A 20,952-nucleotide genomic window follows, 5' to 3' on the forward strand; every position below is an offset into this window, starting at 1 on the left:
CGCGGACAAGACTTCCATTGTGCAGGTAATGCGGCCGCGGGAAAGTGCGGTTCTGCGCCGCGTCTGGCGTCGGCTTTTATTTGGCTGCTTTGATGAGCGCCCAGACGTGGGTGATGTAGCGCTCGACCATCGGGTCGGTGCTGGTTTGGGCGTAAAGCCGCGTCATTGTATCGGCGTCGGGGTATATTGCCTTGTTGTCGGCGAGGTCGTGCGGGAGGAGCGCCTTGGCCGCGAGAACGCCGCTCGCAAAGCCCGTCGATTGGCTGTTGCGCGCCGCAATGTCGGGCCGCATCAGATAATCGATCAGCGCATAGGCTGCGGCGACATGCGGCGCGTTGGCCGGGATCGCCAGATTGTCGAGGCCGAGGACGCTGCCCTCCTTCGGCGTCGCATCGCCGATCTCCATGCCATTGTCCGCCTCCTCGGCGCCGCGGCGCGCCTGCGCGGCATCGCCCGACCAGCCGACCGCGAGGCAGATATCGCCATTGCCGAGCGCGCTGACATAATCGGTCGAGGTGAAGCGCGTGATATTGCGATGCAGGCCGGCGAGAAGATCGGCGGCGCGATGCAGATCGCGAAAATTGCGCGTCGCCGGGTTGCGTTTGAGATAGATCAGCGCCAAGGCGAACATCGTGTGCGGGTCGTCCAGCACGTCGACGCCGCAATCGGCGAATTTCGCCAGATTGTCCGGCTGGAAGACGAGATCCCAGGAATCGGGCGCCGCGTCGCCGAGCCGGTCGCGCGCCTTATCGGCATCATAGGCGATGCCCGCAGTGTACCACATATAATTGACGGCATATTGATTGCCCGGATCGTCGGCGGCGAGCTGCGCCATGATCTCGGGCCAGAGGTTCTTGACGTTTGGTAGGCGGCCCTTGTCGAGCTTCTGCAAAAGCCCGGCGCGGATCAGCCGGTGGAGCAAAGGCGCCGAGGGCATGACGACATCATAATCGCCGCCGCCGTCGGCGAGCTTGCTTTCCAGCGCCGCTTCGGTGTTGAAAGTGTCGTAGACGACCTTGATGCCGGTTTGCTTGGTAAAATCCGCAAGCACCTGCGGATCGACGTAATCGGCCCAGCCGAGAATATTGACTTGGTTCTCGGCGGGGCTGCCGGCACGGGCAGGACCCCAGCCGGCGAGCGCCGCAAGAAGCAGGATCGGCACAGCGATGCGGCGAAATGTCATGGTTCTGTGTCGCGGCGGCTGGGCGCCTTTGTCAAGCCTCGTACGGGAGTTTTGAATGGCTGGCGAAATTCGCTCGCTGCTCGTCTTGGGCGGGGCGCGCAGCGGCAAGAGCCGCTATGCGCAAGGCCTCGCCGAACAATCCGGCAAGAGGCGCGTCCTGATCGCAACCGCCGAGGCCGGCGATACCGAAATGGCAAAGCGGATCGCCCTGCATCAGGCCGCGCGCGGCGCAGAATGGCGCACGCTCGAAGCGCCGCTGGCGCTCGCCGAGGCTTTGATCGCGGTGGCGGCGGCGGAGACGATCGTGCTCGTCGATTGCCTGACCCTCTGGCTCACCAATCTCATGCTCGCCGGTCGCGATGCGGCGGCCGAGAGCCAGCGCCTTGCCGCGCTCATACCGGCGCTGGCGGGCCCGGCCATCTTCGTCTCCAACGAGGTCGGCGCCGGCATCGTCCCGGACAACCGGCTGGCGCGGGAGTTTCGCGATGCGCAGGGCCGGCTCAACCAGAGCGTCGCCGCGGCTTGCGAGGGCGTCGTGTTCGTTGCCGCGGGCCTGCCGCTGACTTTGAAACCCGGGCAGCATATTGCACCAAAATTATAGGCTTTTCGGGGCTCGCAAATCGCCATTGCGCCTCCCAAGTGCAGGGCTTATGAGCAAACACGAATGTAAATTCCGGTATATATCTTATGTTGACTGTAAATAGAGCTTTGACGCCGCACCTGCGCCGTCTCGAAGCCGAGTCGATCTTTATCATGCGTGAGGTCGTGGCCGAGTTCGCCAAGCCGGTCATGCTCTATTCGATCGGCAAGGATTCCGGCGTCATGCTGCATCTGGCGCAGAAGGCCTTCCATCCCGGCAAACTGCCGTTCCCCTTGTTGCATGTCGATACGACATGGAAGTTCAAGGATATGATTGCGTTTCGCGATGCGACCGCCAAGCGGCTCGGCGTCGAACTTATCGTCCACACCAATGCGGACGGGTTAAAGCGCGGCATTTCCCCTGTCGCTTCGGGTTCGGCATTGCATACGCAAGTGATGAAGACCGAGGCTTTGCGCCAGGCACTTGACAAATACGGTTTCGACGCGGCCTTCGGCGGTGCTCGCCGCGACGAGGAAAAGAGCCGCGCCAAGGAGCGCATCTTTTCGCATCGCTCCGCCGCGCATGCCTGGGATCCGCGCAATCAGCGCCCGGAACTTTGGCGGCTCTACAACACGCGGATCAAGCCGGGCGAATCGATGCGCGTCTTTCCGTTGTCGAATTGGACCGAGCGCGACATCTGGGACTATACGGCGGCGGAGGCTATTCCCGTCGTACCGCTCTATTTTGCCAAGGAACGGCCGGTCGTCGAGCGCAACGGCACACTCATCATGGTCGATGACGAGCGCCTGCCGCTCAACCCCGGCGAGACGCCGCGGCTGGAGCGCGTCCGCTTCCGCACCCTCGGCTGCTATCCCTTGTCCGGCGCCATCCGCTCCGACGCCGCGACGCTCGAAGAGATCATCGCCGAAATGCGGACGGCGAATACGTCGGAGCGCCAGGGACGGCTCATCGATCACGATGAATCGGGTTCGATGGAAAAGAAAAAGCGCGAAGGCTATTTTTGATGAACGAGCTGATCGAACGCAGCATCTTCCCCGCAGCCGAGGTGGACGCGGCCAATCTGCCGGCGCTGCGGTTCCTGACTTGCGGCTCGGTTGATGACGGCAAGTCGACGCTCATCGGCCGCTTGCTCTATGATCAGCAACTCATCCTCGACGATCAGCTTGCCGCGCTCGAGCGCGACTCCCAGAAGCACGGAACCGTCGGCAAAGATATCGATTTCGCGCTGCTCGTCGACGGGCTTGAGGCCGAGCGCGAGCAGGGCATCACCATCGATGTCGCCTATCGCGCCTTCTCGACGCCGCGCCGTTCGTTCATCGTCGCCGACACGCCCGGCCACGAGCAATATACCCGCAACATGGCGACCGGCGCATCGAACTGCGATCTTGCGATCCTGCTCGTCGATTCGCGCAAGGGTCTTTTGGCGCAGACGCATCGCCATGCAACCATCGTCTCGCTGCTCGGCATCCGCCATGTCGTGTTGGCCGTCAACAAGATCGATCTGGTCGATTACGACCAGGCGGTTTTCGACAAGATCGTCGCCGACTTCGAGAGTTTCGCAGCCAAGCTTGGATTTATCACTGTTCAGCCGATCCCGCTTTCGGCGCGCTTCGGCGACAACATCTCCGACAAAAGCGAGAGGACGCCCTGGTACAAAGGGCCGGCGCTGATCGACTATCTCGAGACTGTCGAAGTCGATGAAGACCTGAGCGGCCTGCCGTTCCGCATGCCCGTGCAGGCGGTGCTTCGGCCGAACCTCGACTTTCGCGGATTTTGCGGCACGATCGTCTCGGGCACAATCAGGCCGGGCGATCCGGTGACGGTCGCCGTCTCCGGCCGCGCCTCGCATGTCGCGCGCATCGTCACCGCCGACGGCGATCTCACGAGCGCCAGCGCCGGCGATGCGGTGACTTTGACCTTGGCTGACGAGATCGACATCGGCCGCGGCGATATTCTCGTGCCGCCGCAGGCGCGGCCGGAGGTCGTCGATCAATTCGCCGCCAATCTGATCTGGATGAGCGACGAGGCGCTGCTGCCCGGGCGCTCCTACCTCATGAAGATTGGCACACGCACGATGCCGGTTTCGGTGACCGGCATCAAATATCGCCTCGATGTGACGTCGCTCGCCGAACTGCCCGCCAGATCGCTGGCGCTTAACGAAGTCGGCTTCTGCAATCTCGCAACGACCGCGCCGATCGCCTTTGATCCTTATAAGGAGAATCGCGCCACCGGGGCCTTTATCCTGATCGATCGCTATACGAATGCGACCGTCGCGGCGGGCCTGGTCGCCTACGGCTTGCGCCGGGCAACCAACGTCCATGTCCAAGACTTGACGATCACGCGCGAAGCGCGCGCCAGGCTGAAGCATCAGCGGCCCGCGGTGCTGTGGTTCACCGGGCTCTCCGGCTCGGGCAAATCGACCGTCGCCAATCTGCTGGAGACGCAGCTTCATGCGCGCGGCGTCCACACGATCTTGCTTGATGGCGACAATATCCGCCACGGCCTCAACAAGGATCTGGGCTTCAGCGAAGCCGACCGGGTCGAGAACATCCGCCGCATCGGCGAGGTCGCCAAGCTGATGACCGATGCCGGCCTCCTCGCGCTCTGCGCCTTCATCTCGCCCTTTGCCGCCGACCGGCAGATGGTCCGCGATATGCTGAAAGAGGGCGAGTTCGTCGAAATTTTCGTCGATACGCCGCTTGATGAATGTATCGCGCGGGACCCCAAGGGCCTCTACAAGAAAGCGCTCGCCGGCGAGATCAAGAACTTCACCGGCGTCGATCAGGCCTATGAGCCGCCGCAAAGCCCCGAACTCGTGCTCGGCCGCGACGGTGCGACGCCGGCGCAATCGGCGGCGCGCATCATCGCCTATCTCGTCGAACATCATCACATCGAGCGGTTCGACGATTCGGGCGATTGGTCGATCTGATTCGCTGCCGGCGGCGGCGTGTTTATCCACTGTTTTCGCGGCCGCGGCGCGGAAGCTCAGAGCTGACCTCGGGCTGACGTTCGCGCCGCGCGCCGCTCTTTGCCGCCCAGCGAATCGCCGCGTCCTCGGCGATGCCGCACGTCGCGCAAGCGGGCTGGATTATTTTGTCCGCATTATCCCCGTCGTCACTCTGTTGCAGAATCACCGGACGATGTGATTCAGTTTCCTGCGTTCGCGAGATGAGTCGCCATGCGGTCGGGCTTTCGTTGGAGGCGGCCGCTGCAGAGCCGTGAGCGAAGCGTGTGTCACGTGCGTGAGCCGTCTCGGGATAATCCCGCGGCATGGAATTGGATCGCGGCACCGCCGCGCAGGGGTCGCAAGGCAAAGGCATGTCGCTCTCGCAGATTGAACTGACCGAGACTGAAACTGAAAATCCCGTCGATCAGATCGAAAGGATCGCCACCCGCAACCAATGGGCTTTCGACCGCGACGATGAAGACGAAATCTCGATCGCCGTCACCGGCACCTGGACCGATTATAATATCGCCTTCACTTGGCTCTCCGATATCGAGGCGCTGCATCTGGCTTGCGCTTTCGACCTCAAGGTTCCGCCGGCGCGGCGCGCCGACGCGCTGTCGCTGATCGCGCTGGTCAACGAACAGCTTTGGATCGGCCATTTCGATGTCTGGCCACAGGACGGCGTCGTCATGTTCCGCCATTCGATCCTGCTCACCGGGGGCGCCGCCTTGAACGCCAGCCAATGCGAGGCCGCTTTGAGCAGTGCGGTGACGGCCTGCGAGCGCTATTATCAAGCCTTCCAATTCGTGGTCTGGGCGGGCAAGAGCGGCCGCGAGGCGCTCGAAACCGCGCTGCTCGAAACCAAAGGCGAAGCGTGAGATGACTGATCCCGGGCGGGGCGATTTCCCCGCCTCGCTGCTGCTTGTCGGGGCCGGCCGCATGGGCGCCGCCCTGCTCAAAGGCTGGCTCAATCTCGGGCTCGATCCAGCCCGGGTTTACGTGCTCGATCCCGCGCCCGCACCTGACGTCGCGGCATTTTGCGCGGCGCGGGGCATCACCATTGGCGCGCCTGGCGGCGCGCCGGATGTGCTCGTTCTCGCGATCAAGCCGCAGACGCTCGCCAGCGCCGCGCCGGGGCTGGCGCCGCTCGCCGGACCGCGGACCCTGGTCATTTCCATCCTTGCCGGCAAGACGCTCAAGACGATCGCCGACCTTTTGCCCGGCGCGGGCGGCATCATCCGCACCATGCCCAATCTGCCGGCAGCGATCGGCGCCGGTATCACGGGCGCCGTTGCGCATGCCGTGACGCCGGCGCAGAGGCGGACCGCAGAGGCGCTGCTTGCCGCCGGCGGCCGCGTCGAATGGCTCGACGAGGAAAGCTTGATCGACGCGGTGACGGCCGTGTCCGGTTCTGGCCCCGCTTATGTTTTCTACCTGGCCGAATGCCTGGCCGAGGCGGGCGTCGCGCAGGGCCTGCCGCCGGCCGTCGCCGCGCGGCTGGCACGCGCCACGATCGAAGGCGCCGGTGCCCTGCTTGCCGCCTTGCCCGAAGTGCCGGCGGCGAAATTGCGGGCCGACGTCACCTCGCCGGGCGGCACCACCGAAGCAGCACTCGCGGAACTGAAAAGCGGCGGCGCCTTGGCGGAACTCATCGGCCGGGCCGTCGCCGCGGCCCGCCGGCGCGCCCAGCAATTGTCGGATTGAGCGGACGATGGGCGCCGCGCCGCATGCTTGACTGACGCCCTTTGCACACTAGTCTTCTTACCAGTTAAGAGACTGGCGTGGGAGGTAAGCGTGACCGAGGCAGCTGACTTCAGCCAAAAACCCGCGCCCGGATCGCCGCGCGATGCCATTGTCGAGGCCCTGCTGGAACTCGCCGGCGAGCGGCATTGGGAAGACATTCCGCTGAGTGACATCGCCGCCCGCGCCAACGTCTCGTTGTCGACGTTCCGGGAATTTTTCCCGTCGAAGGGCGCGGTGCTGGCCGCCTTCATGCGCAAGATCGACAAGACTGTTCTCGACGAGGCGGGTGCGCCGAATCCCGACCTTTCGCCGAAGGAACGGCTGTTCCAGGTCCTCGTCCGTCGGCTCGAGGTCCTCAAGCCCTACCGGCCGGGGCTGGAAAGTATCGGCGAATGGAGCTTGCGCGATCCTTTCGCGGCGACTGCGCTCAATCGGGAATCGATGAACACCATGCGCTTTATGCTGGAGGCCGCCGGCATCGATTCGGAAGGTCCCATCGGGGTGCTTAAACTGCAAGGCTTGGTGCTTGCGTGGCGGCGGGTGCTGGCGACCTGGTTCACCGATGATAGTCCTGACCTTGCCGAGACCAAGGCCGTGCTGGAGCGCGAACTCAGCCGCGGCAGCGCGGTGCTCGAGCGCGTCGAAGATGTCGGCCGGCTGACCTCGCCTTTGTTTTCGATTGCCCGTTCGTTCTTCGACCGGCGGCGCAGTGCTGGCCTGCACGAGACCAGCAAGGAAGAGACGCCGACGACGTTTTGACGGGTTTCGCTAGAGCGGAATGCGGCTTTTCGCAAAAAATCCCGCTCTCAACTTTTAGAATCGATCGCGTTTGCGATTTCGGATCGATCCGATTCGAAATCATCGTGATCTAAACCGGCACGCGGACGGTCGCGCGCAGGCCGCCGAGCGGACTGTCGCCGAGGGTGATATCGCCGCCATGCGAACGGGCGATATCGCGCGCGATGGCAAGGCCAAGCCCCGTGCCGCCCTGATCCTGATTGCGTGACGCATCAAGCCGGAAGAACGGCCGGAAGACGTCTTCGCGCCGCTCCAGCGGGATGCCGGGGCCGTTGTCGTCGACATTGATCGTCAGAAACCGCAAGTCGCGCTGGGCATCGATGCTGATCTTCTGCGCATGCGACAAGGCATTGCCGACAAGGTTGGCAAGGCAGCGTTTGAAAGCGGCCGGGCGCACCATGACGATCGGATCGCCTTGATAGGAAACGCCGACATCGGCGCCGTGCCGCTCGGCCTCGCCGCGCAGTCCCGCCAGAAATTCGCGCATGTCGGTGCGCGCCGCCGCCTCGCCGGAATCGCCGCGGGCGAAGGCCAGATAGGCCTCCAACATCCGCTGCATTTCCTCGATGTCCTTCTGCATGTCGTGGGTTTCCGGCGTCTCGCCGATCAAGGCGAGCGACAGCCTGAAACGCGTGAGGATCGTGCGCAGGTCATGGCTGACGCCGGTCAGCATGGCGGTGCGCTGCTCGATGTTGCGCTCGATGCGCCGCTTCATCTCGATGAAGGCATAACCGGCGCGGCGGATTTCGCGTGCGCCGCGCGGATGAAAATCCGCCTCGCGGCCCATGCCGAACGCTTCCGCGGCATTCATCAGCCGCACGATCGGTTTAATCTGGCTGCGCAGGAAGGCGATGGCGACGACGATCAGCACGAAGGAGGTGCCGAGCATCCAGAGCAGGAAAATATAGGAATTCGAGGCATAGGCGGCGCTACGATAGGCGACGACGCGCAGGATCGAATTGTCGAGCAGGATGCGAATTTCGATCAGGTTGGAGCGGCCGACCGTGTCGAGCCAGAAGGGGCGGCCGATCTGGCGGCGGATCTCGTTCGACAGCGCGCCGTCGATGATCGAGAAGAACGGCTTCGGCAGTGGCGGCGGCAGAGCCCCTTTGGGCATGAATTCGATATCGATATTCATGCGCTCTTGAGCGATGCGGGTCAGCGTATCGTCGTTCTTGTCCTGCGGATAGGAATTATGCACGTCGATGACCGCGGCGATGTCCTGCACCAGCGCGGTCGAGAGCTGGCGCGTGACGAGCTGCCAGTGGCGCTCCAGAAAAACATAGGTGACGACGGTCTGCAGAATCACCATCGGCAAGATGACGATGAGGAGCGAACGCGCGTAAAGCCCCTTCGGCATCACCGACCTCAACCGCGAAACAAAGCCGCGCCAGGCGGCCAGCGGTTTGGCGAGATAAGCGGGCAGCGATGGGGCGGTCGAAATCTGCGTCATTTAGCGGTCGATCAAAAGACGGTAGCCGGCGCCGCGCACGGTCTGCAGATGCAGTGGATTGGCCGGATCGCGCTCGATTTTATGGCGGAGCCGGTTGACTTGGACATCGACGGTGCGCTCGTTGCCGGCGACCCCCGGCCCGGCGAGCATTTCCCGGCTCACCGTTTCGCCGGGTCGCGCGGCAAGCAGCCTCAGCATGTCGCGCTCGCGTTCGGTGAGACGGACGATCTCTTCGCCGCGGCGCAGATCGCCGCGATGCAGGTCGAAGACGAAGCCGCCGAAATGCACATGCGTGATTTGCGTCGGCGGCGCCGGCGGCTGGGCGCGGCGCAGGATGGAGGCGATGCGCAGCAGAAGCTCGCGCGGCTCAAACGGCTTTGCGAGAAAATCATCGACGCCGGTCTCGAAGCCCGCGATGCGATCCCCAGTCTCCGCTTTGGCGGTCAGCATCAGGATGGGCACGCGGCCACGGTCGGAATGATCGGTGCGCAGCCGCGCGGCGAAGTCGAGGCCGCTTTCGCCCGGCATCATCACGTCGAGGACGAGAAGATCGAAGGAGAAATTCTTCAGCGCGGCGGTCGCCTCCTCGGCATTGCCGGCGAGCGTGACGCGATAGCCTTCTTGGCTCAAATAGCGTTGCAGCAGGACGCGAATGCGCCGGTCGTCATCGACAATGAGAAGATGGGCGGCATCGTCCGCGGGGATCGGCGTCTCAGCTTGCGGATCTGGCTCACGTTCAACGTCGGAATCGGTCATAGCTCACGGCCAAGCGGCTTCAGCCGGGCACCGGAGGCAACCAGAGTCGCGACCTTTTCTTGCTCGCGCGGATCGATCATGGCGAGCAGAAAGGCAATCGCATCCGGGCGCGCGTTCTTCTGCAAATGGCCGAACACGCGGCGGAAACGCTGCGTCTGCAATTTCGCAATGCTCAGCGCCAGGTTGATGCCCGTCTTGGTTGGATAGAGTTGGCGCTGGCGGCGGTCGATCACGCCGGCGCGCACTTCGACATAGCCCTTGTCGCGCAATTCCTTCAGTACGCGGTTGAGGCTTTGTTTTGTGATCTTCAAAATATCGAGAAGCTCGGCGATCGTCAGCCCCGGCCGGCGGCTGACGAAATGCAGCACCCTATGGTGCGCGCGGCCGAAACCATAGCTTTCGAGCAACCGGTCGGCGTCGCCGACAAAGTCGCGATAGGCGAAAAACAGAAGCTCGATCAGGTCGAACATCGGCTCTGCTTCCGCTTGGGCGGGAGCGATCCGCGCCGCGGCCGGCAGGCTGGGTTCGGTGTTTTTTCTCCGCGACACTGATTCCATGGACCGGCTTCCCAATACGCAATACGTGACAAAACTTGAACGCCATAGCACGCCGAAAAGGCCGCGTCAGTCCCCCGGATGGGCGAGCATTTACGTCAGTGATATTGACATATTCGGGAAGGATTGCTAGCGCTCAGAATGCCGTTTGGTGCGCCGAAGGCCTGTAAACTTTTGCCCCGCGGCACGAGAAGAGTCAGAATGCCGCGCCGGCCCCGCGCCGCCGCGAAAGGAGATTGCGTCATGTCCGTTCTGCCGTTCGACCAGCGTGAAGGTTTCATCTGGATGAACGGCAATCTGGTTCCCTGGCGCGACGCCAAACTGCATGTGCTCTCGCACGGGTTGCATTATGCTTCCTGCGTGTTCGAAGGCGAACGCGCCTATGGCGGGCAGATTTTCAAATCCGCCGAACATTCGGAGCGGTTCAGACGCTCGGCCAACGTGCTCGATTTCGAGATTCCCTATTCCGTTGCCGAACTCAACGCGGCAAAGCAGCTTGTCGTCGACAAGAATAATCTGACCGATTGCTATGTCCGCCCGGTCGCCTGGCGCGGCAGCGAAATGATGGCGGTCGCGGCGCAGAATTCGACGATCAATACTGCTATTGCGGTCTGGCCGTGGCCGAGCATGTTCAATGTCGCCGAGAAAATGAAGGGCATCCGCCTCGACATTGCGGATTATCGCCGGCCGGATCCGCAGACCGCGCCGACGGCCGCCAAGGCCGCCGGCCTCTATATGATCTGTACGATTTCGAAGCATCGCGCCGAGCGGCGCGGCTATGCCGACGCGATGATGCTCGATTGGCAGGGGCGCGTCGCCGAATGCACCGGTGCCAATATTTTCTTTGCCGTCGACGGCGTGCTGCACACGCCGATTGCCGATTGCTTCCTCGACGGCATTACGCGGCGCACGGTGATCGATCTTGCCAAGCGCCGCGGCGTCGAGGTGATCGAGCGGCGCATCATGCCCGAGGAGCTGACGCAGTTCGACGAATGTTTCCTCACCGGCACGGGCGCGGAGGTGACGCCTGTCTCGGAGATCGGCCCGTATAAGTTCACCCCGGGCGCGCTCTCGCGTGCGTTCGTCGAGGATTATTCGGCCGAGGTGCGGCCAAAGCAGCAGGCGGCCTAACTCAATCGCTAATTGTGCGGCTCAGTGGTCAATTCGAACTTCGCGACATCGAAGGCCGCATTGACGCGCGTGATGAGTTCGGCGGGCGGCCCCGCGGCCTCGGCGCGTTTACCGAGAATTTCGAACCAGACCTCGGTGTCCCGGCCGGTTTGGCTTTGGCGCCGGAACACCGCGTGATAGCCAAGCGGCGCCAGCACATCGTTCAGCCGGCCAAATAATTCGTCCGCGACGGCAGCACGGATGACAAGAACGGCGCGCTGCTCGCGCGGAATTTGCATGTCGAACCAGCGCAAAGTTGAAAGCGTCAGGACCGTCAGGACGGTTCCGGCAATCCCGAGATCGATCTGACCGCCGCCAAAGCAAAGGCCGATCACGGTCATGATCCACAGCGTCGCCGCTGTTGTGACGCCTGTCACGAGGTCGCTGCGGCGCAGGATGGTGCCGGCGCCGATGAAGCCGACCCCGGTCAAAATGCCAAGCGGCAGCCGCATCATATCCATGACGCCGAACGAGGCTGCGGTTTTGCCGGCAACCGGCAGCAGGATATTGGCTTGGATCATGGCCAGAGCCGCGGCCAGCGCGACAAGGATCGTGGTGCGCAAGCCGGCAACGTGGCCGCGCACGCCGCGATTGAAGCCGACGGTGGCCCCGGCGAGCACCGTCAAGGCCAGCCGCAGCGCGATATCTTGCCAAGTTGGGTAAAGCGGTATTTGCACGGCGCCGACATTCATCGCAATTTGTTCGAGATCATAGGCCAAGCCCGTTCCGTTGAATACGCTTCATCGGAACTGAGAGATTTTGCATGGGGTTGCGTAGGAGGCCGAGGATTGGGCATGCTGCTTCCGACACGCCGAGCGGCCACGATTGACCATGCGAAAAATAACCGAGAGAAGCCTGACGTTCACGTTGAAGCCGGAGGATTGCGAGGCCCTCGTTGCGCAGCTCGGCAAGTCCGGCGCGCATTGGACGGCGGAGACGAAAGTCCTCTCCCTCTATCTCGATACCCCGGGAAGCGAGATCGGAAAGCTTGGTTTCGGCTATGGCATTCGGCGCCGCGGCGATGTCACGCTAAACGATACGCAGGAGGCGCTGCGCCGTTTTGCGCGCGGTCTCGCCGGGCAGAACGGCTGGACGACCTTCCGCCATGCCCTGTCGGTTGCAACGCCGCCCGACGCGCGCGAATTGCAAAGCCTGCTCCGTGCGCCGGGCACGAAGTCGCATCTTCATGTCGTTTTTCAAAGCGAGGCGAAGCGCAGCTTCTGGTCGGTTTCCGCCGGGCGCGGCGCGGCCAATCTCACGCTGGAACAGGCCGGTATCGTCCACGACGGCAATACGCGGCTCGCGTCACTCACGCTGACATACCCGATCGATCTCGCCGCTCCAGCGCTGACGTTTATCGCCGATGTCAGCAAAGTCGTTATGCTCCGCCTCACCGGCGAGACGCTGGCGCTTGAGGCCTATCGAAGTGCCGGCCGCCGCGATGTCGCGGTGCCGAGCGCGATGAACCCGCGGCTGACGCCCGATATGTCCACGGCCCTTGCTTTCCAGACGATCGCCTATGCGACGTTGGATCATTTTCTTTTGGCGCAGGCGCGTGTGCGCTTTCTACGCGACGTGGAAGGCGTTCATCAGGCGCGCGTCGCGTTACGGCGATTTTCCGCCGCCTGGAAGCTCTTCTCGGCACTTGTCGAGGGGGACGAGGGCGCCGCGCTCAAGGAGAATTTACGCCCGCTCAAGGATGCGCTACGCGCCGCGCGCGATCTCGATGTTCTGCTCGGCGATGTTGCAGCGCTCGCCAACGACGATCCGGCGTTGCCGACGGCGCCGGTGCGCCAATTGCTCGAGGCGCGCCGCGAGAAAGCCTATGACGCGCTCGTCGCGGCGCTTGACGCGCCGGAGACGGACGCTCTGCTATTGCGGCTCGTGGCTTGGGTCGAGGCAGGTGATTGGACGCGCGATTCGGCACGCGCGTCGGATCGTGCCCAGCCCTTCGTCGTCTTCGTTCAGCGCAAGTTCAGCAAGCTTATTGAAAAATTCGAGCGTCGTTGCGAAACCTTGGAACAGGCGAGCTACAAAGAGCGCCACCGGACGCGGATCCGCGCGAAGAATCTGCGCTATGGCGTGGAGTTTCTCGATAGTCTCGTCCGCCTCGCTGATGGCAAGAGTCTGCGCAAACAGCATCGCGCGCTGATCGGCGCACTGAAACACATGCAGAGTTTTTTGGGCGAGGAGAACGATGTGTTGATGGCACACGCCTATTTCTCCGGCCTCGGCCAGGATGAAGGCGCCGTTCCTGCCGATGCCGCCACGGTGACCGCTGGCGCTGCGCTGGCCGCCCGGCTGAGCCCAAGCGGCAAAGGCAAATTCCATAAAACCGTCGCCAAAGCGCGGCGTGAGCTTTCCGAGGTGAAACCATTCTGGCGCGATTTGACAAAGAGCTAGCGTCATTAGCGGTTTCATCTATCCTCCAAGCGCGGCAAGGCCTAAGCTGCGGGCAACCCTCTGGAACATCGACGTGAAAATCCTTCCCATCATCATGTGCGGCGGCTCCGGCACCCGCGTCTGGCCGGAATCGCGCGAAAGCCTGCCGAAGCAATTCATTTCGCTGCTCGGTTCACGCTCGACCTTTCAATTGACGCTCGAGAACATCGACGATCCGCTCTTCGAAGCGCCGATCATCATCTCCAATCAGGATTATCGCTTCCTCGCCTCCGAGCAGGCGAAGGAGGTCGGCTGCGCGGCGCGCGTGGTGCTCGAACCGACGCGGCGCGATTCCGCGCCCGCCGTCGCGGTCGGTGCGGAGCTTGCGGCGGAGATCGCACCGGATACGATCGTCGCGATTTTCGCGGCCGATCACGTGGTCAAGAATCGCGCCGCCTTTCTTGACTGCTGCCGTGAAGCCGCCGCCGCCGCCGCGACCGGCTATATCGTCACGCTCGGCGTCAAGCCGACCGCGCCTGCGACAGGCTACGGCTACATCAGAACGGGCAAGCCCGTGCTCGCCGACGGCACGGTGCTGAAGGCCGAAGCCTTCGTCGAGAAGCCTGATGCCGAAACGGCGGCGCGCTATGTCGCGGACGGCTATCTCTGGAACGCTGGCAATTTCATTTTTCGCGCCGATGTCATGCAGGCCGAATTGCGTCGCCATGCGCCGCTGGTGCTCGATGCGGCGGCCGAGGCCCTGGCCAAAGCGCGCAAGGACCTCGAGTTCCTGCTTCTCGACAAGGACGCATTCTCGCGTGCGCCAAAAATCTCCATCGATTATGCGGTGATGGAGCATACCGACAAGGCCGCCGTCGTGCCGGCTGATATCGGCTGGTCGGATGTCGGCACTTGGGCTGCGGTCGACGAATTGTCGCCGCATGACAGCGACGGGAATTCAATCCGCGGTCATGGTATCGCGCTCGACGCGAAGAATGTGCATATCCGTTCGGACGAGCATCTCACGACCGTCGTCGGTGTCGACAACGTCGTCGTCGTCACGACGCAAGATGCCGTTTTGGTGCTTGACCGCGCGCATGGCGACAAGGTCAAGCAGCTTGTCGATCGGCTCAAGGCGGAAAACCGGCGCGAGGCCCTGGAGCATAAGCGCTCCTACCGGCCGTGGGGCTATTATCAATCGATCGACAACGGGCCGCGTTATCAGGTCAAGCGCATCGTCGTGAAACCCGGTGCCCAACTCTCGTTGCAGAAACATTTTCATCGTGCCGAACATTGGGTGGTCGTGCGCGGCACGGCGGAAGTCACCCGCAATACGGAAATTGTCCAGGTGCATGAGAATGAATCGATCTATCTGCCGATCGGCGCGATCCATCGCCTCGCCAATCCCGGCAAGATCGATCTCGAACTGATCGAGGTGCAGACCGGCTCTTATCTCGGTGAAGACGATATCGTGCGGCTCGAAGACGTCTACAATCGCGTGTGAGCGACGTCGACGTCCTCTGAAGCGGTGGTCTCGAAATGCTCGCGCGCTTCGGGCTTGCCGCGCCAGTGTTCCCAGACGATGGTTGCGAGCAGGCCGAAAGCCACGCCGCAAAGTGCGCCCAGCGAACTCATGACAAAATCGCCGTAGCGGCCGTTGCGCCCCGGGATCAAAAGCTGCAAGATTTCGAGCGTGCCGGCAAAGATGCTGAGCCAGGCGGCAATCTCGATGCCGGCGGCCGGGCGCGGGAAACGGATCGCCAGGATCAAGGCGGCCAGAAAGTACGCGACGAAGCGTTCGGTTAAGATCGATTCACCCGCATAGGGGCGCCACCCGCCGGGCATCAGCGAGAGAAGGGCGATCATCAGAATCGCCAGCCAGGGGGACAGTCGCCAGAATCGCGTCACGCATTTGTCTTAGCACCGCCACGCTGGACGGCCAACGAAGATCGTCGAATTTACTGAAACAAGTCGTGAGCAATTTAACCCGCCCTTTACCCTGACCGACCGGGGATTAACATTATCGATTCCCTAACCACGAAGTTAGGATTTGAGCCGTAATCCCTCATTCTCAGGTACAAAAGCGCATCGTCACCTGCGGTTTGGGATGAAACGTCGATGCGGCGCGCGCTTCTTGGGCTTGCTTCGGGCTGTCTTGGCCTTTCTTTGTTCGCGGCGCCCGCCGTCGCGCAAAGTTACAACAATCCGCAAGGTCAACAGATCGCAAGCGCCGCGCCGTCCGGCAATTACGGCGGCGGCTTTCTGCAATTCCTGCTGACGGGGGGGCAGCGCGCCGCCTATAACGAACCGGGCGCTGCCTATCCGGGCGTCTCCCAGCCGGGCCAACCGCAACGTGCAATCGATCCGGTCTTCCTGCGCCAGGAAGTCGATTATGCCGGCCACGAGAGGCCCGGCACGATCGTCATCGATACGCAACGCAAATTTTTGTTCCTCGTCGAGAAAGACGGCAAGGCGCTGCGCTATGGCGTCGGCGTCGGCCGCGAAGGCTTCGCCTGGACGGGCGTCGAGAAAATCTCCCGCAAGGCCGAATGGCCGGATTGGACGCCGCCGGTGGAAATGTTGAAGCGGCGCCCCGATCTGCCGACGCATATGGCGGGCGGCCCCGACAATCCGCTTGGCGCCCGCGCGCTCTATCTCGGCGGGTCGCTTTACCGCATCCACGGCACCAACGAGCCGTACACGATCGGCACCAGTGTTTCGTCCGGCTGCATCCGGATGATGAACCAGGACGTGATCGATCTCTATGGCCGTGTCGGCGTCGGCACCAAGGTCATTGTGATGTAAGCGAGTGGCCGTTGGTGCCGCCAGTCAGCGCATTGATGAAGTCGCGGCAATAGGTGATCGCGGTCGTCTGGCAGATTTTTTCGAACAGCTTTTCCTGCCGATCCTTGCGCTCGTCGAGCGGCATGACGAGCGCTTCGTGCATCGCCTCGGTGATCTCTTCGGGATCGTAGGGATTGATGATGATCGCCTCGGTCAATTCCTCGGCTGCGCCGGCAAAGCGCGAGAGGATCAAGACGCCGGGGTCCTCGGGGTCCTGCGCGGCGATATATTCCTTAGCGACGAGATTCATGCCATCGCGCAGCGGCGTGACGATGCCGACCCGCGCCTGGCGGTGAAAGCCGGCGAGGCTCGCGCGCGAGACGGCGCGCGTCATATAGCGCAAGGGCTGCCAATCGAAATCGGCATAGCGGCCGTTGATGTCGCCGGAGAGCCGATCGAGTTCGCGTTTCAAGCGCTGATATTCGGCCACATCCTCACGCGAGCGCGCAGCGATCTGCAGGTAAGTCACGTGCATCCGGTGTTCGGGGAAGCGATCGAGCAGATAGCCAAAAGCCTCGAACCGGTTGGGCAAACCTTTGGAATAATCGAGCCGATCGACGCCGATCATGAAGGCGTGCCCCTCGATGCTTTCGAACAGCCGGTGTGCAGCGCGGCTCTGAACCGCCTTTTTCGCCTGGCGTGCGAAGCCGCGCGAATCGATGCCGATCGGAATGGCATCGACGACGACGGAGCGGCCCTCATACGAGATCGGTTCGCCCGATTGGCGGGCGATGTTGAGGAAGCTCAAAAGGCAATCCTCAAAATCGTGCAGGTGCTGGCGCGCTTGGAAGCCGACGACATCATAGGTCAGCATCATTCGCAGCAACTTCTCCGCCGACGGTAAAACGCCGAAGACGCTCGCTGGCACGAATGGCACATGCAGGAAGAAGCCGATCCGGTTCTTGACGCCGAGCGCGCGCAAGGCATCGGCAAGCGGGATCAGATGATAATCGTGGACCCAGATGAGATCGTCCGGGCGAAGCAGTTCGGCCAGTGCTTTGGCATAAGTGCTGTTGACCGCGAGATAGCCCTCGAAATCCTCGCGATCGAATTCGAGCAGGCCCGGCTGGAAATGCAGCAACGGCCAAAGGACGGAATTGGCAAAGCCGACGTAGAAGCGCCGGTAGTCGTCCTCGGACAGGTCGATGGTTGCGAAATCGAGCTTGCCGGAATTGTGCAGCTTGGCGGAGGTCGCGGTCTCCGCCGCGATCTCGCCGCTCCAGCCAAGCCACAGAGCGCCCTGCTTGAAGACGTCCTTCAAAGCGACGGTCAGGCCGCCCGCCTTGGCGCCTTTCGACGGCAGCGGCACGCGGTTCGAGACGATCACGACGCGCGCCATAACGCCTCCTCCCAACCGCGCGACAGCCGCGCCGCCGAATGAATGAGCCCGACATGCGAATAGGCTTGCGGGAAATTGCCCCACAGCACGCGCGTGTCCGCGAGCACGTCCTCGGACAATAGGCCTGCCGCGTTGCGGACCGCGAGAACGTTGTTGAAAATCTCCCGCGCTTCGTCGCGCCGTCCGGCCAAAGCCAGCGCATCGACATACCAAAAGGTGCAGACGAGAAACGCAGTTTCAGGACGGCCGAAATCGTCGGCCTCGTCATAGCGCATGACGAAGCCATCGCGCAGAAGCCGTTTGGCGATGATATCGAGCGTCCGGCCGACGCGCGGGTCGTTGGCCGGCAGAAGCCCGATCTCCGGCAGCAACAGACAGGTCGCATCGGCGACCGGCCCGTCGAGCACGCCGGAAATCCAGCCTTCCGGCATGGTCGCCCGTGTCAGGATTTCCGCCCGCAATTTGGCCGCGAGGCCTTCCCATTCGGCGGCGTCGGCGTGCTCGCCGACACGCTCGGCGATCAAGGCGAGACGATGCAACGCCGCCCAGCACATGGCAGCCGAATACGTGTGAATGCTCGTCCGTTCGCGATATTCCCACGGGCCGGCATCGACCGTCATCGCGCAACGCGCGGCGACGCGGCCCATGCCGCGCAATTGTTGATAGAGCGTCGAAAGTCCGGTGTAGGTCAGCCGTGCATCCCAGAACATCTGCGCCGCCGTCAGGACGATCGAGCCGTAAACATCGTTCTGGATTTGCGAGACCGCGGCATTGCCGATGCGCACCGGCCCCATGCCTTGATAGCCGGCGAGGGCTGGCGCCAGCCGTTCCTCGGAACTCGTCGCGGCCGAGATCGGATAGAGCGGGGCGATGGCAATATCGTCCGAGCGCAGGACGGCATCGATAACGAAGCGGATGAAATTTTCCATCGTCCGCGTCGCGCCGAGCCGGTTCAGCGCACCGACGGTGAAGAAAGCGTCGCGCAGCCAGCAGAAGCGATAGTCCCAATTGCGCGCCGTATATGGCGCCTCGGGGATCGAGGTCGTCAGCGCGGCGACGATGGCGCCGGTGTCCTCGCAGCTGCAAAGCTTCAGCGTGATCGCCGAGCGGATGACTTCGTTCTGCCATTCGAAGGGGATGGAAAGGCCGCGGACCCAGAGGCGCCAGTCCTCGATCGTCGCGGCGAGAAAATTCTGGGCCAGGGAATCGGGCGCTTCCGGCACCGATTCATCCGGGCCGATGAACAGGTTGACCGGCCGGTCGAGAGAGAACTCGGATTCTTCCAGGATGTAGGCGACCGCCATATCGGCGGTGACGCGCAGCGCCATTTCGCCGCCCGAATAGCGGACATGATTGCTGCCGAAGCTGATTGCGGGCTTGGTCGCGCCATAATGGAAATGCGGGCGGATGCGCACGGCGAGCCGCACGCGTTTGGTCAGCGGTTCGATGCGGCGGATCAGCATCGGCGGCCGGAAGCTGCGGCCGAACCGCTGCAAGCGCGGGGCAAAATCGATGACGCGCACCTGGCCGCCGTTGCGATCGGTGATTGTCGTTTCCAGCACGGCGGTATTGCGCAGATAGCGTTGGCTGGTCTCGACCGCGTCGCAGACCATCACGTCCATGAAGCCATGTTGCGGTTCGTCGCCGTTGACGAGCGCCGAAAAGACCGGGTCGCCGTCGATACGTGGAAAGCAAAACCAAACATGCCGGCCGTTCCGGTCGATAAGACTTGCGACGGCGCAATTGCCGATAGCGGCGAGATCAAGCGACTGCATCAGCGCCAAGCCTCAGAGATCGGCGACACGTTTCAGCCAATCGCGCACGTCCTGCGGTCGGCCATTAAATCGCACGGCGACATTGAGGCCGAGCCCGCCATGCGCAAGCGCAGCCTCGAAACCATCTTCGTCGGTGACATCATCGCCGACAAAAACCGGGAGGCGGCCGGCGAAAGGTGCCATCGCCATGAGGCGGTGGACCGGGCGCGCCTTGGTTACCGCGCGCGGACGGATTTCCAATGCCATTTTGGCTTCCATCACTTCGAATTCATGCGGCGCACGTGCGACGAGCTGGCGGGCAAGCCGCATCACTTCGGCCGCCTGATCCGGCGCGTTACGGAAATGCGCAACGACATTATGCGGCTTCACCTCCGTCAAAATGCCCGGGCGCCTCTCCTGCAATTCCATGAAGGCCTCGACCCAGTTTCGCGGTACGGGAGTGCCGATCTGCTCTTGCGTGCCGTCAGGCAAGCGAACGACCGCCCCATGCTCGCTGCCGCCGGCGAGCCGCAAAGGTTGCAGCAGCCGATCGATATCGGCGAGCGCCCGGCCGCTGACGATGGCGACGGCGCCGTTCAGCGCGCGGGCAGCGCCTTGCAGGTCGCTGACGAGATCAGGCGGCACAGTGACGGAAGCAGGCGTTGCCGCGATGTCGAGCAAAGTTCCATCCAAATCGAGAAAGAGCGCCCAATTCCGGCCCGGCCTTGGCGGCGCTAAGGCGGCGTTGGCGGTCGAAGGCTGATTGTCCATGAACGACGCCTCCGGCCGGCGCTCCTGTTCGCCGGCGCGCGGCCGGGTGCGGCTGACCGTCATAAGCTCCCCGATTTTGAGCGATCCGCGCGCCAGACAATCCCATGCACGCTCGGTAATAACGGGCGGACGCTAAAATCGTTCCGGTCTAGCTGCCAGAAATTTGACAGTAAAAAATAAAAAGCCCCGCCGCTGACGCGGCGAGGCTCGCGTTGATGTGAACTCTAGAGCGGGATGCGAAAAAGTGTCAGCGGTTTTTCGCAAATAATCCCGCTCTAAACTTTTAGAATCGATCACGTTTATGATTTCGGGTCGATCCGATCCGAAATCATCGTGATCTCGCAACTACACGTCAAAGGATCCGTCATCGTTGCTGCTGAAATCATCCGAATTGTTGTCTGTATCATAGATGTCGGTCGTGTCCGTACCACTGCCAGCGTCGCCGAATTTGCCGTCGTCGTCATAATAATTATTGACGATCGTCTCGCCGCCGCCGAGGCCGGTCATGCCCGTGCCGATGCCAAGCCCGCCCCAGCCGCCGCCATGGCCGCCGAAGAGATTGCGGATCGAATCGGCCAGCAAGACGCCGCCGGCGACGCCGGCCGCGCTCTGCAAGGCACCGCTCAGAAAGCCGCCGCCGCCCGGAGGCGGGCCGCC

Annotated in this window: 20 protein-coding genes; 10 read left to right on the forward strand and 10 right to left on the reverse strand. The window is 62.8% G+C overall.

All coding sequences use genetic code 11. The features are described from left to right. Positions 1-76: 76 nt before the first annotated feature. Complete coding sequence (locus Q0025_RS07420) at positions 77-1,183, reverse strand: extracellular solute-binding protein (protein WP_297297554.1); 1,107 nt, start codon at positions 1,181-1,183, stop codon at positions 77-79. A 55-nt stretch (positions 1,184-1,238) separates the two neighbouring features. Between Q0025_RS07420 and cobU the strand changes: the two genes are divergently transcribed. The 6 genes from cobU (at position 1,239) to Q0025_RS07450 (ending at position 7,233) form a co-directional block, all read left to right on the forward strand. Then, complete coding sequence (gene cobU / locus Q0025_RS07425) at positions 1,239-1,784, forward strand: bifunctional adenosylcobinamide kinase/adenosylcobinamide-phosphate guanylyltransferase (protein WP_297297556.1); 546 nt, start codon at positions 1,239-1,241, stop codon at positions 1,782-1,784. 86 nt (positions 1,785-1,870) lie between these two features. Then, complete coding sequence (gene cysD / locus Q0025_RS07430; protein ID WP_297297558.1) at positions 1,871-2,788, forward strand: sulfate adenylyltransferase subunit CysD; 918 nt, start codon at positions 1,871-1,873, stop codon at positions 2,786-2,788. Then, positions 2,788-4,713: a sulfate adenylyltransferase subunit CysN gene (cysN, locus tag Q0025_RS07435; RefSeq protein ID WP_297297560.1), complete on the forward strand. Its 1,926-nt coding sequence runs from the start codon at positions 2,788-2,790 to the stop codon at positions 4,711-4,713. The genes cysD and cysN overlap by 1 nt, the downstream gene beginning before the upstream one ends. Positions 4,714-5,102: 389 nt before the next feature. Further along, positions 5,103-5,609, forward strand: coding sequence for a YbjN domain-containing protein (locus Q0025_RS07440; protein ID WP_297297590.1), 507 nt, complete (start codon positions 5,103-5,105; stop codon positions 5,607-5,609). Position 5,610: 1 nt separating this feature from the next. Next, positions 5,611-6,435: a pyrroline-5-carboxylate reductase gene (gene proC, locus Q0025_RS07445; protein ID WP_297297562.1), complete on the forward strand. Its 825-nt coding sequence runs from the start codon at positions 5,611-5,613 to the stop codon at positions 6,433-6,435. Positions 6,436-6,525: 90 nt separating this feature from the next. Next, positions 6,526-7,233 carry a TetR/AcrR family transcriptional regulator gene (locus Q0025_RS07450; protein WP_297297564.1) on the forward strand — a complete coding sequence of 236 codons (708 nt, stop codon included), beginning with the start codon at positions 6,526-6,528 and terminating at the stop codon, positions 7,231-7,233. Positions 7,234-7,342: 109 nt separating this feature from the next. Here the strand turns inward: Q0025_RS07450 and Q0025_RS07455 are convergent, their stop codons facing one another. From Q0025_RS07455 to Q0025_RS07465, 3 genes are read right to left on the reverse strand one after another with little or no spacing between them, the layout of a single operon-like run. Beyond that, positions 7,343-8,725: an ATP-binding protein gene (locus Q0025_RS07455; RefSeq protein WP_297297566.1), complete on the reverse strand. Its 1,383-nt coding sequence runs from the start codon at positions 8,723-8,725 to the stop codon at positions 7,343-7,345. After that, on the reverse strand, positions 8,726-9,481 hold the full coding sequence (locus Q0025_RS07460; RefSeq protein ID WP_297297568.1) for a response regulator transcription factor: 756 nt from the start codon (positions 9,479-9,481) through the stop codon (positions 8,726-8,728). Continuing rightward, entirely contained in the window at positions 9,478-10,038 is a 561-nt protein-coding gene (locus tag Q0025_RS07465; protein WP_297297569.1) for a helix-turn-helix domain-containing protein, read from the reverse strand. Before Q0025_RS07465 ends, Q0025_RS07460 begins: the two co-directional genes overlap by 4 nt. A 240-nt stretch (positions 10,039-10,278) precedes the next feature. Here Q0025_RS07465 and Q0025_RS07470 point away from each other — a divergent pair, with 240 nt between their 5' ends. Beyond that, positions 10,279-11,166 (forward strand): branched-chain amino acid aminotransferase, encoded by an 888-nt coding sequence (locus Q0025_RS07470; protein ID WP_297297571.1) that lies wholly within the window; start codon positions 10,279-10,281, stop codon positions 11,164-11,166. Between the two features lie 8 nt (positions 11,167-11,174). On the opposite strand, the gene Q0025_RS07475 is transcribed toward Q0025_RS07470, so the two are convergent. Then, entirely contained in the window at positions 11,175-11,924 is a 750-nt protein-coding gene (locus tag Q0025_RS07475; RefSeq protein WP_297297573.1) for an MgtC/SapB family protein, read from the reverse strand. A gap of 112 nt (positions 11,925-12,036) precedes the next feature. Between Q0025_RS07475 and Q0025_RS07480 the strand changes: the two genes are divergently transcribed. Beyond that, positions 12,037-13,608, forward strand: coding sequence for a CHAD domain-containing protein (locus tag Q0025_RS07480; RefSeq protein WP_297297575.1), 1,572 nt, complete (start codon positions 12,037-12,039; stop codon positions 13,606-13,608). A gap of 94 nt (positions 13,609-13,702) precedes the next feature. After that, on the forward strand, positions 13,703-15,091 hold the full coding sequence (locus tag Q0025_RS07485; RefSeq protein ID WP_297297592.1) for a mannose-1-phosphate guanylyltransferase/mannose-6-phosphate isomerase: 1,389 nt from the start codon (positions 13,703-13,705) through the stop codon (positions 15,089-15,091). Here Q0025_RS07485 and Q0025_RS07490 read toward each other — a convergent pair. Continuing rightward, on the reverse strand, positions 15,076-15,495 hold the full coding sequence (locus tag Q0025_RS07490) for a hypothetical protein (RefSeq protein WP_297297577.1): 420 nt from the start codon (positions 15,493-15,495) through the stop codon (positions 15,076-15,078). The two genes, Q0025_RS07485 and Q0025_RS07490, sit on opposite strands and share 16 nt — an antisense overlap. Positions 15,496-15,705: 210 nt before the next feature. Here Q0025_RS07490 and Q0025_RS07495 point away from each other — a divergent pair, with 210 nt between their 5' ends. Beyond that, positions 15,706-16,392 (forward strand): L,D-transpeptidase, encoded by a 687-nt coding sequence (locus Q0025_RS07495; protein WP_297297579.1) that lies wholly within the window; start codon positions 15,706-15,708, stop codon positions 16,390-16,392. On the opposite strand, the gene Q0025_RS07500 is transcribed toward Q0025_RS07495, so the two are convergent. The 4 genes from Q0025_RS07500 to Q0025_RS07515 all read right to left on the reverse strand — a co-directional run. Then, a complete protein-coding gene (locus Q0025_RS07500) occupies positions 16,379-17,770 on the reverse strand; it encodes a trehalose-6-phosphate synthase (RefSeq protein ID WP_297297581.1) in 1,392 nt (463 codons plus the stop codon). The two genes, Q0025_RS07495 and Q0025_RS07500, sit on opposite strands and share 14 nt — an antisense overlap. Then, the gene (locus Q0025_RS07505; RefSeq protein ID WP_297297582.1) at positions 17,755-19,545 is read right to left on the reverse strand and encodes a glycoside hydrolase family 15 protein; all 1,791 of its coding nucleotides are present in this window, start codon (positions 19,543-19,545) and stop codon (positions 17,755-17,757) included. The genes Q0025_RS07500 and Q0025_RS07505 overlap by 16 nt, the downstream gene beginning before the upstream one ends. 12 nt (positions 19,546-19,557) lie before the next feature. Next, entirely contained in the window at positions 19,558-20,358 is an 801-nt protein-coding gene (otsB, locus tag Q0025_RS07510) for a trehalose-phosphatase (RefSeq protein WP_297297584.1), read from the reverse strand. A gap of 282 nt (positions 20,359-20,640) precedes the next feature. Beyond that, the coding region (locus tag Q0025_RS07515) for a DUF2076 family protein (protein ID WP_297297586.1) at positions 20,641-20,952 on the reverse strand (312 nt) is incomplete at its 5' end.

The sequence above is a fragment of the uncultured Methylovirgula sp. genome (genome assembly GCF_947646745.1).
Lineage (GTDB): Bacteria > Pseudomonadota > Alphaproteobacteria > Rhizobiales > Beijerinckiaceae > Methylovirgula.

Coding starts and splice junctions, on each gene's coding strand:
- Q0025_RS07420 (WP_297297554.1), bottom strand. CDS start 1,183: ATGACATTTCGCCGCATCGCTGTGCCGATCCTGCTTCTTGCGGCGCTC.
- cobU (WP_297297556.1), top strand. CDS start 1,239: ATGGCTGGCGAAATTCGCTCGCTGCTCGTCTTGGGCGGGGCGCGCAGC.
- cysD (WP_297297558.1), top strand. CDS start 1,871: ATGTTGACTGTAAATAGAGCTTTGACGCCGCACCTGCGCCGTCTCGAA.
- cysN (WP_297297560.1), top strand. CDS start 2,788: ATGAACGAGCTGATCGAACGCAGCATCTTCCCCGCAGCCGAGGTGGAC.
- Q0025_RS07440 (WP_297297590.1), top strand. CDS start 5,103: ATGTCGCTCTCGCAGATTGAACTGACCGAGACTGAAACTGAAAATCCC.
- proC (WP_297297562.1), top strand. CDS start 5,611: ATGACTGATCCCGGGCGGGGCGATTTCCCCGCCTCGCTGCTGCTTGTC.
- Q0025_RS07455 (WP_297297566.1), bottom strand. CDS start 8,725: ATGACGCAGATTTCGACCGCCCCATCGCTGCCCGCTTATCTCGCCAAA.
- Q0025_RS07460 (WP_297297568.1), bottom strand. CDS start 9,481: ATGACCGATTCCGACGTTGAACGTGAGCCAGATCCGCAAGCTGAGACG.
- Q0025_RS07465 (WP_297297569.1), bottom strand. CDS start 10,038: ATGGAATCAGTGTCGCGGAGAAAAAACACCGAACCCAGCCTGCCGGCC.
- Q0025_RS07470 (WP_297297571.1), top strand. CDS start 10,279: ATGTCCGTTCTGCCGTTCGACCAGCGTGAAGGTTTCATCTGGATGAAC.
- Q0025_RS07480 (WP_297297575.1), top strand. CDS start 12,037: ATGCGAAAAATAACCGAGAGAAGCCTGACGTTCACGTTGAAGCCGGAG.
- Q0025_RS07485 (WP_297297592.1), top strand. CDS start 13,703: ATGTGCGGCGGCTCCGGCACCCGCGTCTGGCCGGAATCGCGCGAAAGC.
- Q0025_RS07495 (WP_297297579.1), top strand. CDS start 15,706: ATGCGGCGCGCGCTTCTTGGGCTTGCTTCGGGCTGTCTTGGCCTTTCT.
- Q0025_RS07500 (WP_297297581.1), bottom strand. CDS start 17,770: ATGGCGCGCGTCGTGATCGTCTCGAACCGCGTGCCGCTGCCGTCGAAA.
- Q0025_RS07505 (WP_297297582.1), bottom strand. CDS start 19,545: ATGCAGTCGCTTGATCTCGCCGCTATCGGCAATTGCGCCGTCGCAAGT.
- otsB (WP_297297584.1), bottom strand. CDS start 20,358: ATGACGGTCAGCCGCACCCGGCCGCGCGCCGGCGAACAGGAGCGCCGG.